Annotated in this window: 17 protein-coding genes; all 17 read right to left on the bottom strand. The window is 37.3% G+C overall.

The window, feature by feature from the left end; translation table 11 throughout:
* Nucleotides 1–102: 102 nt before the first annotated feature.
* Nucleotides 103–813: a hypothetical protein gene (locus tag Q0Y54_RS07515; protein WP_297965892.1), complete on the bottom strand. Its 711-nt coding sequence runs from the start codon at nucleotides 811–813 to the stop codon at nucleotides 103–105.
* A gap of 109 nt (nucleotides 814–922) precedes the next feature.
* A complete protein-coding gene (locus Q0Y54_RS07510) occupies nucleotides 923–1,123 on the bottom strand; it encodes a hypothetical protein (RefSeq protein WP_297965890.1) in 201 nt (66 codons plus the stop codon).
* Between the two features lie 32 nt (nucleotides 1,124–1,155).
* Nucleotides 1,156–1,671 (bottom strand): nitroreductase family protein, encoded by a 516-nt coding sequence (locus tag Q0Y54_RS07505; RefSeq protein ID WP_297965888.1) that lies wholly within the window; start codon nucleotides 1,669–1,671, stop codon nucleotides 1,156–1,158.
* A gap of 135 nt (nucleotides 1,672–1,806) precedes the next feature.
* Nucleotides 1,807–2,136, bottom strand: coding sequence for a hypothetical protein (locus Q0Y54_RS07500; protein WP_297965886.1), 330 nt, complete (start codon nucleotides 2,134–2,136; stop codon nucleotides 1,807–1,809).
* 238 nt (nucleotides 2,137–2,374) lie between these two features.
* On the bottom strand, nucleotides 2,375–2,869 hold the full coding sequence (locus Q0Y54_RS07495; RefSeq protein WP_297965884.1) for a hypothetical protein: 495 nt from the start codon (nucleotides 2,867–2,869) through the stop codon (nucleotides 2,375–2,377).
* 96 nt (nucleotides 2,870–2,965) lie between these two features.
* Nucleotides 2,966–3,790, bottom strand: coding sequence for a PD-(D/E)XK nuclease family transposase (locus Q0Y54_RS07490; RefSeq protein ID WP_297965882.1), 825 nt, complete (start codon nucleotides 3,788–3,790; stop codon nucleotides 2,966–2,968).
* A gap of 484 nt (nucleotides 3,791–4,274) precedes the next feature.
* Entirely contained in the window at nucleotides 4,275–4,985 is a 711-nt protein-coding gene (locus Q0Y54_RS07485; RefSeq protein WP_297965880.1) for an HNH endonuclease domain-containing protein, read from the bottom strand.
* Between the two features lie 6 nt (nucleotides 4,986–4,991).
* The gene (locus Q0Y54_RS07480; RefSeq protein ID WP_297965878.1) at nucleotides 4,992–5,270 is read right to left on the bottom strand and encodes a hypothetical protein; all 279 of its coding nucleotides are present in this window, start codon (nucleotides 5,268–5,270) and stop codon (nucleotides 4,992–4,994) included.
* Nucleotides 5,271–5,400: 130 nt separating this feature from the next.
* Nucleotides 5,401–6,198, bottom strand: a complete 798-nt coding sequence (locus Q0Y54_RS07475) for a hypothetical protein (protein ID WP_297965876.1) — start codon at nucleotides 6,196–6,198, stop codon at nucleotides 5,401–5,403.
* 157 nt (nucleotides 6,199–6,355) lie between these two features.
* A complete protein-coding gene (locus tag Q0Y54_RS07470; RefSeq protein ID WP_297965874.1) occupies nucleotides 6,356–6,880 on the bottom strand; it encodes a hypothetical protein in 525 nt (174 codons plus the stop codon).
* Nucleotides 6,881–6,926: 46 nt separating this feature from the next.
* Nucleotides 6,927–7,676 (bottom strand): hypothetical protein, encoded by a 750-nt coding sequence (locus Q0Y54_RS07465; RefSeq protein WP_297965872.1) that lies wholly within the window; start codon nucleotides 7,674–7,676, stop codon nucleotides 6,927–6,929.
* A gap of 55 nt (nucleotides 7,677–7,731) precedes the next feature.
* Complete coding sequence (locus tag Q0Y54_RS07460; protein ID WP_297965870.1) at nucleotides 7,732–7,986, bottom strand: hypothetical protein; 255 nt, start codon at nucleotides 7,984–7,986, stop codon at nucleotides 7,732–7,734.
* A gap of 89 nt (nucleotides 7,987–8,075) precedes the next feature.
* On the bottom strand, nucleotides 8,076–8,639 hold the full coding sequence (locus Q0Y54_RS07455; RefSeq protein ID WP_297965868.1) for a PC4/YdbC family ssDNA-binding protein: 564 nt from the start codon (nucleotides 8,637–8,639) through the stop codon (nucleotides 8,076–8,078).
* Nucleotides 8,640–8,675: 36 nt separating this feature from the next.
* Nucleotides 8,676–9,230, bottom strand: coding sequence for a hypothetical protein (locus Q0Y54_RS07450; RefSeq protein WP_297965866.1), 555 nt, complete (start codon nucleotides 9,228–9,230; stop codon nucleotides 8,676–8,678).
* Nucleotides 9,230–11,251, bottom strand: coding sequence for an AAA family ATPase (locus Q0Y54_RS07445; RefSeq protein WP_297965864.1), 2,022 nt, complete (start codon nucleotides 11,249–11,251; stop codon nucleotides 9,230–9,232). Before Q0Y54_RS07445 ends, Q0Y54_RS07450 begins: the two co-directional genes overlap by 1 nt.
* Nucleotides 11,252–11,431: 180 nt before the next feature.
* The gene (locus tag Q0Y54_RS07440) at nucleotides 11,432–13,552 is read right to left on the bottom strand and encodes a DEAD/DEAH box helicase family protein (protein WP_297965861.1); all 2,121 of its coding nucleotides are present in this window, start codon (nucleotides 13,550–13,552) and stop codon (nucleotides 11,432–11,434) included.
* Between the two features lie 5 nt (nucleotides 13,553–13,557).
* Nucleotides 13,558–14,132 (bottom strand): hypothetical protein (locus Q0Y54_RS07435; RefSeq protein ID WP_297965859.1); only part of this gene is annotated, 575 nt, incomplete at its 5' end.

Here is a 14,132-nt window from a genome sequence, read left to right as displayed (position 1 = left end):
GGGCTGGTTAGGGACTTTCACCCATTAGAGTGCGCCCATGCTGGGCGCACTACAAAATTAACCTAGCAGGCTTGTCTGCTAGGTAATTAATTGGTCAAAAGCTTAGCGTAGCATATCGGGATTTATATTCCGCCATCGACGTGTACCGCCCCCAGATTGACGAGGATGCTCCCTGCCTTTTCCCGCCCCCTTTTCCACACGATAACCGTCATAGTCATAATCCTCCTCAAAGTAGCCCTCTGCATAATATTCCTCATCATAGTATGGATCATCATCGGCCTGCTTGGCCACCCGTTCTGAATAGGTACGGTTATATTCAGCCTGCATTTTCTTCCTTCGAGCTTCCTTTGCGACTTTTTGAGGTTTTACAACATCTTCATAAATATCAATAATTTCACTACGAAGTGGCAGCACCTTATCCATCATCACGCCGCTATAGGCTTCCGGTATCAATTCTGCGTAGTATATGAGCATCCCGTCCTTCAAATAATGCCCTTCTTCAATACTGCCCCCCTCGCCAATTATAGCTAAACATTGAGCCGTATAATATAAGGTCTCAGCGTCTGGACAGACCTTGGCAATCTCCATGGAGCAATCAGTCCGTTTACTAAATTCCATGTGGGAATGTGTACCGGCAAAAAAGGCTGTCGCAGCCTTTTCGGCTTTTTCCTTGTCTGGCGCGGAAAAATCCATCTCCTGAAAAATTTTAATACCATTCTGATAACTTTCCGCAGACCATTTAATAAAAGACTCACGTTCCTGCTGTTTTTTTACTGCAATATCTGTCTTGGAGCCACAACCAAAAATCAACATAGATATTATTATTAACATAAGCAATGACAGGATTTTATATAAACCAGACATACATCATACCTCAAACAAAAATAGCGTGAAAAAGAATTTAATTTTCTTGGCATTAGGACTATTTTTTATTACCACCTTTTGGAATAACTGGCTTCATCGTTACAGGACCTTCAGGCTTTCTTGGTAAAGGCCAGCCTGGTCTCCATGTCATTGCCTCTCCAATTGCTTCACTCTGGTCTGGCTTACAGCGGAGATCAACGCCTCCAGCCACATTATCCATTTCCTCCATGTTTATTACTTTGCCCTTCAATTTTGTCATGTTTAATAGTAATAATAAGTCTGCATTCTGTGTTAAATATATTTTACTGTTTCTTCAATAGTTTTTCTGGAAAAATGATTTGGTAATGGCTTAGCATCCGCCGCTGCATAGCCCAAATCCAACAGCATCAATACCTCCTCATTGTCCGGCAAGTCAAAGGCCCTGGCCACCGCATCAGGATTGAAGTAGTTTAACCAGCAGCTATCCACCCCTTCATTGGTAGCCGCCAACATCATGTGGGTCGCCACAATAGCCGCATCCTCCACCCCTGAATCCCGCTCACTGTCAGGGTAGGTAAATACATTATCCTTATCAAAGGCCACCAGCAACACGGTAGGGGCCCCATAGCGGCATGGAGTAACCTTATCGATCTTGGCCAGACCTTCGGCACTTTGAATTACATAGATGCGCTGCTCCTGCAAATTCTTGGCCGTAGGGGCCAGCCGTCCTGCCGCCAAAATAGCCTGGAGCTTGTCAGCCTCCACCTGTCTGTCACTGAAATTCTTGCACGAATACCGATTACGAATTACATCAGTAAATTCCATCATTGAACACGTCCTTTCATACACCGTCTCCACTGCCACAAATATATCATCTAATGCGTCACGCCTGACCAAAACAGGCGTAAAAAATCACGACCCCTATCTGTGGAATTGAACTGCCAAGGGTACAGGCATTTGAAATCAATCAACTCCCGGAAAGGCATCTACAAATTTAACTTTGATATCCGGAAAGCTATCCACAAACTGAATGGTAAAATCCTCACCATGCTCCACAAACTGCCACTCCCCGATTTTATCTGGAAATGCGTTAACAGCCTTCACCCGTATATCCGGAAAAGCCTCCACTACCTTTACCTTGATATCCGGAAAATGATCCACCACCTTCACCTTCCCACTGAGCCTGATGTCCTTATAATATCCGTCCTTGTTAATAACCGTAGCCGCCATGGTGGGAACCGAAACAGCAATAATCAGCAATGCCACAAATAGTGCAATTATTTTTTTAGCCATGATGATATCCTTTCTGAAATAGTCACATATTATTCTGTTATTTTTTTATACCAAGCTTGCATGAATTTTTCATAGGCTGAAATGCTCGTTATTGAAACAGATCTTCCGTGATAATCTGAGAATTTGTACTCTGAACGTACAGGGTACCATTTTTCAGGCCATTATGCGACAAGAGTCATGAGCAATTTTAAGTGATTGCTGTGAGCGAATTGAGGAGAAAACGAGAAATCAGCTACACTCAAAATTCTGTTCCTTCATAAATTTCGGTGATGATACCTTTGCCGTCAACATAGAATGTTAACTCAATGGGAGATTTTGGAGCCGGATAGGAATACAATATTCTGCCACCAATTGTAGACTTTTCCACTCTCCCAAACATTCCTGCTACTGTTTCATAAGGTATACCCACCGTCAGACCGCTGGGAGTTGCCAAAGAGCTATCCTTGAGCGAAAAGCCAACCACCATCAAGTCATCCTCTGCGCGCGAATCTTGATTTCCCGTTCGCCCGGTAACAGAGAACGTATCCGAATACTTGTAGGTGACTCCCCGCACACCATCTGAGTTAAACCACCATTTTTCTTTCGGTTCGCCATATACACTCTTCACATATCCTAAAGTGCATCCTGCCCCAACACCGCCAACATACATTTCCTCTCTGGGCATCCAATGAGCAAATGCGACGCTCTGGCCTAACAGCACAACCAAACCAATTATAAGAATAATTTTTCTCAACAAAACCATCTCCCTTCATACCAAAGTAGACGAAATATAATTCATATTTTAAAATCAGGACCATCCAACGGTTGGCCCTGATTAATGCTTTGTGAATTATTGGAGCTGAACAGCTAGTTCTTTGATACGAGACTCTGGCAGATGGGAGTATTTGATGATTTCTTCCATAGGCCTGTTATCTTGAAGCATATCAAGCGCTGTTTGTGTGCGACCTTCGTCAAGACCTTCAGCACGCCCTTCAGCGAGAAGCTCCTTTCCAAATTTTTCCATTATTTCACACATGACTTGAACCCCCTTTTGGTCGTGTTTAAAGAAATCAACCCGCTTGGCTAACTCTGGATAATGCATTTTTGCCGGATCTGAATAGAAAAAATCCTGCATTAAAAGTCCTAACGCATTATCCTCGCGATACTCACCATTGACGTAAATAATGTGTGCAGCATCATTGAAGGGCTGGTTTAATTCGGTAATTACCCGCTCAATATGGTACATGGGAAGCTTGGCACCAAATATATCATTTTCGGTGATGAAGATAACCCATATTTCAGGGAAATCCTTGTATTTGGTGTTCCTGTTAATTTCCCGAGAGTCGATAAGAGCATTATTGAACCGGGCCCTTTTAGGATTAGCACCTTCATTGGAACGCTGCACCTCAACGTTATAGATTTTTCCAGTACTGTCCACAGCAATAACGTCAAACTGTACACTGCGGCCGTATAAATTGCGGGCAGAACGTTGAGTAACGACTTCTTTCACGATAATATCATCTCGTTTAAAAAAGATGCGAAGCAACAGCTGCATACACTCATCGCTGCCATCAAGACAGACCTCAAAGAAGGTATCATCAATAAGACGGAACTGCTTAATCAGTTCAAGATACCGTTGAGGTGGGCTGGAATTAAGCAGGCTCACGGCAATCATCCTTTCTTAAATTATAGCATATTTTGAAATAGGTAAAAATTAAATTAAAATTTAAGGAATATGCTGTATATTATAAAGGATGTTTAAAATATTTTCAATATAAATATTAATATATTAGAAAATAAAAATATTTTTTTAATTTTTATAGGTTATAAAATATCCAACTTTGGATTATGTCCAGCTTTGACTGTTTATTTAGTGAGTTACTCAACTTTCCCACCACAAAAACAAAGCCAATACCAACACTCCCATCTAATTAACCAATTCTGTCATAATATCTAAATATATGATTGCCAAATACGCACCCCATATCTTTCTGTAAGTTGTCCTACATCATGTGAGTGCAGGCTGGGATGTCTTGGATTTTGTGACAACAATAACTGTGACCGCCATGGTGGACATAATACGGCAATAATCAGCAGAGTCAGGAATAGGGCTATAATTTTTTAGTAATGATTGTGTCCTTTATAATGAACCAGTGCTGTCATCTGAATTCTTTTATGCCACTTCGTTTTGCATATTCCCATATGCTATCCAACAGACCATCTGTGTAATTTTCAAAATCAGATAATATTACTACTTCCTGTGATTTTTGGAGTATTTTATTTCGTTCATTAATATGGAATAAATACTCTTTGGAAGGCACCCGATTATTTTTCCTCTCGTTACAAGTTGGACACGACAAAACAAAATTCCATAACTTATCATCTTTAACAAAGGACCACGGAATGAAATGGTCAACATGAATATTGTTTGTAAGTTTTCTGCCACAATAAAAGCAGGTATTATCCTCAAATTCTTTTCTAAGAATTTCTCTATAAATCGACAAATCACTGCGCCGTGGAGTGGCTAATTCCAGCTTTTCTATCACTCTGACAACCAAATTATCCTGATTAACCTTTTCTAAAAACTTAGCCCATGAATAATAATTAAGTCGTTCCAATTCAGCCTTATATTTCAGCATAAACTCATAAAAACAATAACTAAGTGTCAACCCATCTTCATTTAAATCAAAGGCATAAATATACCCATCAAAATCATTATATAACGCACTTACAACATATTTTTTGCACTCGCCAGTAACTGACTTTATTATCCTACTACGCTCGTTTTCAGCGACTGCACTAAATTCCAATGTAGATAATAATTCATTCGTTTCCACTGCATCCTTCAATATGGTTTCTATTTTTGACAACGAAGATTAACCATCAGGTCTCATTTGACGCAGATCGTACTTAATAACCAAATTCCAATAATTTTCCGCAAAACGGGCAAACAATTCTTCATACGTATAAAAAATCCCCATTCCGGTCTTTTTTCCACTAAATAAGCTATCAAGCAACGACTTGATAAGTCCATATTTATACGTATTTCTCTTCCTGCATGAATCAGAGAAAACATAATTAAACAATGACCATATTCTGTCATCGTTTATGTAGAATTCTTTTATTGGTCCGCATTTTAAGTCCCATCCTGCCATAATGTACTCCGCATTTATACAAAATTTCAACTTTATTTTTATAAGTTATTTCGCCATTTCTTTCCATATTCCTGCTGAAATAATCCATAAAAAGTGCCATTTATAAGATGAAACTTAATAATAAAAGGATTTACAACCTCTTCCCTTCAAAATATGTTACAAATTTTCGTTCCAACATTTCCGGTGTATCGTCTGATATCAGTTCAATAGGACAAGATTCTATAGCCTGATACATTCCATCTGGTTCTGCCTCTCCGCATTCAGCAAATAGCCATGTCTCGACTGCCTCATTCCAATCCGGGCAAACTGTATGCCAATCAATCATCCCACTACTAGGAAACCAAAAAGAAAGAACCTTCCCTGCTCTAATACGTTCCTTGGTGATAGACCAACAATCAATAGGTGGTTCACCATCTAAGCCAAACCAAATAATCTGCTTATTTGTAACCTTATCGTAATCAGAATGCCATTTAGCTTCAACCAAGAATTTACCTATCCGCTGCATAGCAATAATACCAATATCTATTAACTCGTTTTCATCTAATCTTATACAATCAGCATTGACATCCATCGGTGCACTAATAGAATCCTTTTTCACAATTTCATTATTGTCATCAAAAATAATAAGCCTCAGTTTTAGCTGTGAAAATTTTCCACACAAATAGGCATTGATGATATTGTGAAAATTATCCACATCACCAACTGGACTTACCCCCATGGCAGTTAGACGACCTTTAGCAAAAGCATATGCTTCATCAAAAAAATTAGTTATCTCTTGATTAAGCATATATTCTTCTAGTGTATAATTGTCTGCATTTCTTACTTTATACACCCATTGTTCGGGGTTATTAATATCAATGTCATTTCCTTCTTCATAAAACTCAAACTCGAATTCATCACAAGAAACTGTACCTCTAACAAATGCCAATACCAGTACCTCCTTTACTCGACCATTCCGCAGCCTCCATCTTTAAGCCCCACATAGGTGCAAAAACTACTTTTGAAGTACTATACATATTATTGTTAATCAAAAAGAAACCATATTACAAAAAACTTTGATGTAATCATTGCAGCAATTATTTTTCTTAAATATGATAAAGTTCAATCTTCTTATCATCTTCTGTTTCCACAATTAGCATATTCTTATCCGAATTAATGTAAAGACTATTGGCAATAACATCTGTAGTCCCCGGTAACTCAGTAATCATCTTTATTTCCTCACCAGCTTCTATGTCCATTGCCTCAATAGGGGCAGCATTTAAACAATAAGTTGCCGGATGACCATAATAGGAAACACACGCCAAACTATACATTGTCTTATTCGTACAAGCAATACCAACCACAAAATTTCCATCAGAGATGTGGAAAAATGTTTCGGTTACTGCATTCCAACCAAAAATAACCCCCGACTGCCCACTGGCTCCTGTCAAATAACCAATTATAGTGTTACCCTTACTGCTCCAACGGACACCAGAATTTTCCACAAAATCAGGTTCTGCATCAGGCCAGTATTGCTGAAAAACAGCATATGATAGGGTTTTATATCTTCCATCCAGCATATATCCCAATACAGATTCATCATCCAATAACACTTCTACATCCGTCAGCATATTTCTCCACCTCAAAATTTCATTAGTACAAATCAACAATCTATTATTAATTTCTCCAGCGACGTGTTCCGCCCCCAGACTGACGGTGACGTTCCCTGTCCTCACGTCTTTTAGAACGATAGCTATCATCGTCATAATCTTCTTTGTAATTGCCGGCTGTATAAAATTCCTCATCATAATAAGGATCATCGGCACTCATCTTGGCCACCCGTTCAGAATAGGTACGATTATATTCAGCCTGAAGCTGTTTATGACGGGCTTCCTGAGCGGCTTTTTTAGGTTTTACAACATTTTCATTAATGTCGAAAATCTGATTTCGGAGTTCCAGAACCTTTTTCTTTAATGGTCCATTGTAATTTTCAGGAATAAGCCCAGCATAATGAAGTAGCATGCTGTTTTTTACAGTAATTCCTTTTTCGATGCCACCCCATTCAGCAATTATTTCCAGACAGTTAGCTGTATAATACAGAGCTTCAGCATTTGGACAGACATTAGCAATAGTAGAAGCACAGTCAGTCCGTTCACTCATTCTGACGTGATCCGGTGTACCACCAAAAAATGCCAGGGATGCCTCCTTGGCTTTCTGCTGATCGGGATGGGCAAAATCCATCTCATGGAATATTGCTATCCCTTTTTGATACCCCTCAATAGACCTATTAATAAAACTATACTGCTGCTCTTGTTCTCTGGCCTCTATATCAGCCTTGGTTTCACAGCCAAATATTGGTACTAATATAACCAAAGTCATAATAAAAGCTAGCGCCCTGTTACTACAGATCATATTTTTACCCTTCATCAAAAAGAAATTATATTTTTATATCATTATGCCTTCCTAAGATATATTTCCAGTTTCAATACCATGAAATAACTACTTTGACCTCATCATCGTCATCTGGCTCCGATACTGATACCTCATATCCTTTTTGCTTTAATGCACCGATTAATTTCATAAACAACTCACTGGAAGCTATTTTCCCTGGATAATAGTTGTAGCATTCATAAGAACCTGCCTCAATAGCATTTTCTATATAATCACTTAATTCCTCCATTTGACTCCTTAAAAAAAGTTTATCTGTTCTTCCCCTTGCCTCATTAGCATCTAACATTTCCAACGTCTCCTCCCATTCAAATAAACTAAAACCCGAATCTTGTTTATTAAGGCCAACTTTAAGAAGAAAATCAATGAAGTACCTTCTCAAAGGCTCCAAATGCAATCAATTATTTCCTCAGCCTCCGCAAAAGAGACAACTACACCTTTACCACAAATAGAGTAATCCGCTGCCCACTTTCTAAAATCTATTTTTTTACCATAGCCCCAATCTACAATAGATACTTCCTTATTCCATTTTACTCCCCTTAAATTAAATTCATTAAGTACGCAAATTCTGTCATATATAATAGCTGACACCGTATCACCGGAATAAGAACCACGTACCTTAAAAAGTTTTGTATTAAAATCAAACTCCTGCATACTGTCTCGCAATTTCACAATTTCTTCATAAGTCAGTGTAATGCCTTTACCAGGTTTCTCTCCATTATCATACCAATTACGGATATCGTATCTTTCGTCATTACCAATTTTAACCAAGGAAAATTTCAAAACATTACTTCGCTTCGGAAACTCGCAAAAAAGTTGAAGTTGCTGAATATTACTTTGGTAACCGTTTTGATTAACATTATAACTAGATTTTTTTGTTATTTTTTCCTCATAAGCATTTTCCACATCTTCCAAAGTTAAATCATCTAAAATATCTCCCATATACCCCCATCCTCTCTAAGCTGGTCCCAAGTACTTTTACTCAAAATCAGGTGTAAAGTCTGGTAATGCAATATCGTCTTCTACTAGGCCTATAGCTGCACTAAATTCATGTAATAACTCATACAGTTTATCTACAACATCTTCTACCCTCGAACAATTTTCAAATTCTTTGTAAAGGTATTCCACTCCACCACACACATACGAATTAAATAGCACCATATTTTGCTTTATAATATCCATATTGTCTTCCGGATCGTCCTTAAATGCCCTGTTTTTATAGTCTTCTAGCGTATAATCAGGTTCTTCCCTAAGTAACATAATTAATCTGTATATAAATCTTAAATCCTGTTTCCTTTTACTAAGTTCATTAGGAAATATAGAAGCCGCTTGAACAGAATCATGTGCATCTTCCGTCATTTTACAATCATTCAAAAAACCAACAATAGCTGATATTACATAGACCTCTCTGAATGATGCAAATAGTCCTATTTCTTCACGCAAAGACCTCACCATTACAGCATATTTTCCATTAAACTCTATTTCATTCTCAAATAGGCCTGCACTACCCTTTTCAATTATTCCATTAGCCATTATTTATCACCACCGTAGGTCTTAATTTGAACTTCCATTTCATCAATTTTCACCAATTCATACATTCTGCCCACATGACCTATTAATCCGCTTTTAGCATACTGCCAATCTTTATCCATCAACGCAAAAATTAATTGATTAACGGCACCAGATAACTCTCTGGCTATATTATGAGTGTGAACATCATCTGCATGAGAAAAGGCCGCATCCAAAACTAAAGGATATTGTTCCCCCAATGCGACATTTGCTTCATCATCACCATTTTTCCGTTCGAGCATGATATCATATGCCAACTTGACCAAACCACCAACATAAGCAAAATATTGTATTACTCGCAAGCCTCCCGTTAAATCAAGTTCTTCCCCAGTAGTGGTGGTCAAATTGATATTATACTTATCATCAATAGTCACACGTCTTTGCCCAGCATACATATTATCAAATATTTTTGATACATTATCTGCCAATCGACTTCTTAATTCCTTATCCTTGGCACTATAATTTTTGTTCACCCAGTTATATATTGCTTCTGCATATTTATAATATACCTGATATTGTTTTGCACGCTCTGACTTACCTTTATATTCGTTAAAGTTGTTAGTCGCCGTTTCTATTTCAGATTCTTTTTTGGTCCTTATACTCACCTGTACATCTCTGTCGTCTCTCAAGGACCCTATTTTCTTTTTATACCGTATTAAATTCTCCTCAATTGAACCTAAATCAATATCACCAATTTTTACAATTTCAGCCAGCTTTTCTCTATCTTCCGCTTCCAAATTTCTAATTTTTTGCTTTATCTCCTGTATTTCCCGATATGAATCCTCATAGGATACGACGAAATCCGTATTCTCGTCACGATAACGCGCAATTGCTTCCTTCATATCTCTCACAATTGTGCCTATGGACTGTGGAGGGACAAAATCTATATATCTTTCTACATTCTTGTAGGGCAGGGTACCTTCCTTTAGGCATGCACCACAAAGGCACTCCCCACGATGAAGCAATTCTTTTATTGCCTTTCCTTCAATTCCTCTAATTCCCTTATCAGAAACATTCATCTGGTCGAGACGTGCCTCAACTTTATCAAGTAATGGTGTTACAAATAATGATACAGCTTCTTTGCCAAAAGTAATTATAAATGCCTTATTTTTCTTTTCTAAATCTCTTTCTAAAGAATTTATTTCATTTGCAATATCATCTCTTCTTTTTTGCAATTCTTTGACAGGCCCAGCTTCACGCAGCTTAATATTTATTTCTTCAATAAATCCCTCATACTTATCTATTTCTCTATCAAGCTCTTTAATCCTATCATTCGCATTTTCTAAATCACCTTCAGCTGCTTTTTTCTTCTCCCATGCCGCACTAGCTTTCCCATCACTTTCATTATTTTGCTTTCCCAAATAATATCCCATTACACTGTTAGCATATGGGGTTGTTTGACTTTGGGAACCATACAAATGAGATCTCATTTCATCAAATGCTTCTAATCCCAACAATGTTCTTACAGCCTTACCAAGATCTTTTTTCTTAATCTCATTATCTTTTTCTCCTTCAAAAAAGAAGAACGCTGATAAGTCTTGAGGCAAAATCGATTTTATTGCCATATTAATCTCGTTTTGCAATGGACCTATTCTATGCACCTGGCCACCATCAACATATGTGAGACTAGCTTCACTTTCTGAGGCCTTCAATCCATTTTCAGTCTTCTTAAATGTCTGTGTTCGTTTAATGGTATACTCCCTTCCACCATCTTCGAACACGACCTCAACCCATGCTGTAGCTGATTCATTTGTAGACAATGACATTGCTACCTTTTTATTAAGAATGTCATTTGGTCGACTGAAGCGACTCTCTCCATATAAACACCAAATGAATGATAAAACAAACGTTGATTTTCCATAAGTATTATTTCCAACAATGACCGTGACCTTGGCGTCATTATCTCCATTATCGGGTGTTAACTCAACTCGTTGATACCCTTTAAAAGGACGAAAATCTTGATAACTAACCGCCTTTAATAACATTTTTGAGCCTCCTCCTCAATAATGTGCTCTATTTCTGCCTTTATATCTTTGACACTACGTTTTTTTGTTTTCGTATTCTCCCGTTCCAACTCATATATCCGATTTATCATACGTACTATCTTAGACCGCTCAATTGTTATTTCATCTTCCCTAACGTCAAGACTTTCCAGCATAAACAAATCATCCTTTCATCGTGTAGGCCTCATGGATTTTTTCTTGCAAAGAATCTATATCAGATGGATTTCTAGCAGCACTTGCAAACTCTATCATACGATTAAATTCCCTATCTATCAGAGACATATCCCTTTTTTTATCATCAAGCGACAAATATTTTACGTCTTCCAGCCTCCGCGGTAACGTAATAAAATCAAAAATTTCCGCAAATTGTTTTCCAGGGTGTTTCCTTAAAACCCTGCCCCTTCGTTGTATATACTCCTTTGGGTTAGTGCTACTGGCTAAAATAAATGCTTTCTCAATGGCTGGAATATTAACACCTTCGTCCAAACACTTTATAGCAGTGATAACCTGTATCTCTTTGTTCACAAACATTTCTTTGATTTCTGTCCGCTCAGCAATATCTTCTCCAGATGTGAATTTACGCACTTTCATATGTAAATCCGTATATAACCTTTTTGTCACTTCATCAATCTGCCTAATATCTTCATTATCTGAGATTTCTTCCCTGTCATATTTTGTAGCACCGCAATATACCAACATATTGCTATCTAAGTTATAAGGAGCCATTACTTCAATTAGCTTATCTATTTTTTCTACACACCCTGAAATAATCCTCGCACGTTTTATAAGCAATAATTCAAGGACTTCATCTGCGTTGGACAAAGTATCTTGATATTTTATTACATTACTTATTTTTTCAGATATTTCTTCATATTTTTCCCGTTCGTCATCATTAAGATATACTACTACCGGATGATAATAATAAGGTGTCAAAAAGCCATAGTTTATCGCCTCAAGCAATGAAAAAGATATACATGGTTTACTCCCAAAATATTGTTGTAATGCTTTTGTCCCCTCTGGGTCTCTGTACCGTTCAATAGTGGCTGACAAAGCTAACCTATACCGCGCTGTCTTTGGCAGTAATGTTGCCAACTTTTCTGCTCCAAAATTATGTGCTTCATCCACTACAAAGCAATAATTTTTCCTAAATTTCTTTATTAACTGCTGAAAGTCATCTCCAGAAAAAGTTGCATTCGTTGTAATAACGCAAAATTGTCTAATGGCGCCACAATTATAGGCATTTAAAGCATCTTTAAATTCTTTACGCCAATTTTGTCCAGGGTAAAAATAGGCAATTATGGGTCTAACACCAAACAATTTTATATCTTCCACCCATTGCTCTACTAGATGGCGATAGGGCACCACAATAATCACAGCCAGCTTATAATCTAATGTTTTCGACAAAAAACTTAGCCCTGCTAACGCCGTATAGGTTTTTCCTGTACCTGTTGCCATGTCAAAAATTCCGGAAAACTTACTATCTCTCCAATTAGAGATAGCTTCTTTTTGATAATCAAATAACTGAATATCATTTGGCATTACGAACTTATTTTGAATTTCTTTGGGTTGATTTGATACATTTCCTTCTTTTTCTACAATAGCAATTGCTTCATCATATGAAGTGGTTTTATATTTTTCTATAATAGCCCTATTCACTTGAGGGAATTCAACGGTTTCTAAGTACGGATCTTCGTTTTGCCACATTCTCTCAAAACCTTGTTGTTTCTCATCAACTCTTTCTTTATCAGTCATCCGCCATGAACAAAAAACATCTATAGTTTCATAGTTATGTTCCATAGCTGCTCCTGTTTCATTCATAGAGCCTGTAAAAGCCACAATATTACCATCTTTATCTTCAATTAAGCCCAATTTTTCGTGATATATACCTAGTGATTTGGGTGTAGCAATTTTAATATGTAAGACTCCACCGGCAATCAAATTAGCCAATAAATTTAGTCGATTCTTATTTAACTTGCTTTGTTCTTCTTCCAGACTGGACAGCAATCTTTCCATTATCACGGTCTCACGTCTTTGATATCCATCCTCTACAGCTTTAATATCATCATTGCTTAAATTGGGAGAAGCAATGATATTAATTTTGCCATTGTTTTTTACAAAATCGACTAGGCCTGGCACAATTAAAGCCAGGGCCGTTGACGAAAAGAAACCTACAGCCCGCTTGTAGTTACATCCTTCTCTTAATAAAGGCACATAAAAGTCACAGACTACATTATCATAAAGCGATTTATATTGATTTTTTAACTCAAAGTCCGATAATGACATAGCAATTACATCCATCCACTTAAGCAAATATCAATTCTATTTTTAACATCTCCTGACAAAGCTCCGAAACGTTCTTCCAATATCTCCTTTACCTCATCTTTACTATCAATGGCCTTTTTATACTTACCTATATGTAATGCTTCCTTGGCCTGGTCATTTATATCATTTGCATATTCATTTAATGGCTTATCCAAAATCCTTTTATTAGAGCTTTTGGTTATAAAAACAAAATTTACTGGCGAATTACAAATATGTTTATTGTCTTTTCTCAATTCAATTGTTACTTCGCCTACTTTTTTTGTTGACCCTAATGGTATTATATGATGGGCTTCTAACTCATCAGCACATTCACTAAATACACAAATCTTCTCCTCTGAATTAAACATATCACTATATGGACGTGATAACATAAACTGACATATAAATGTCTGCAATACTTTTTTAGGCACTCTCTCATCTGTTTTTTCCATCAGTAAAATTTCTTTATCTGAGAAATTCTTAGTATTAAATGTATTTTCTTTCATATCTTTGATCCAAGAGCATTGCTTCTTTTTGCTTATGGTCAATAATATATTTTTTA

The sequence above is a fragment of the uncultured Anaerovibrio sp. genome (assembly GCF_947302755.1).
Classification (GTDB): domain Bacteria; phylum Bacillota; class Negativicutes; order Selenomonadales; family Selenomonadaceae; genus Anaerovibrio.
The sequence above is the reverse complement of the archived record's forward strand: the minus strand, read 5'-3'. Positions and strand labels throughout refer to the sequence as shown.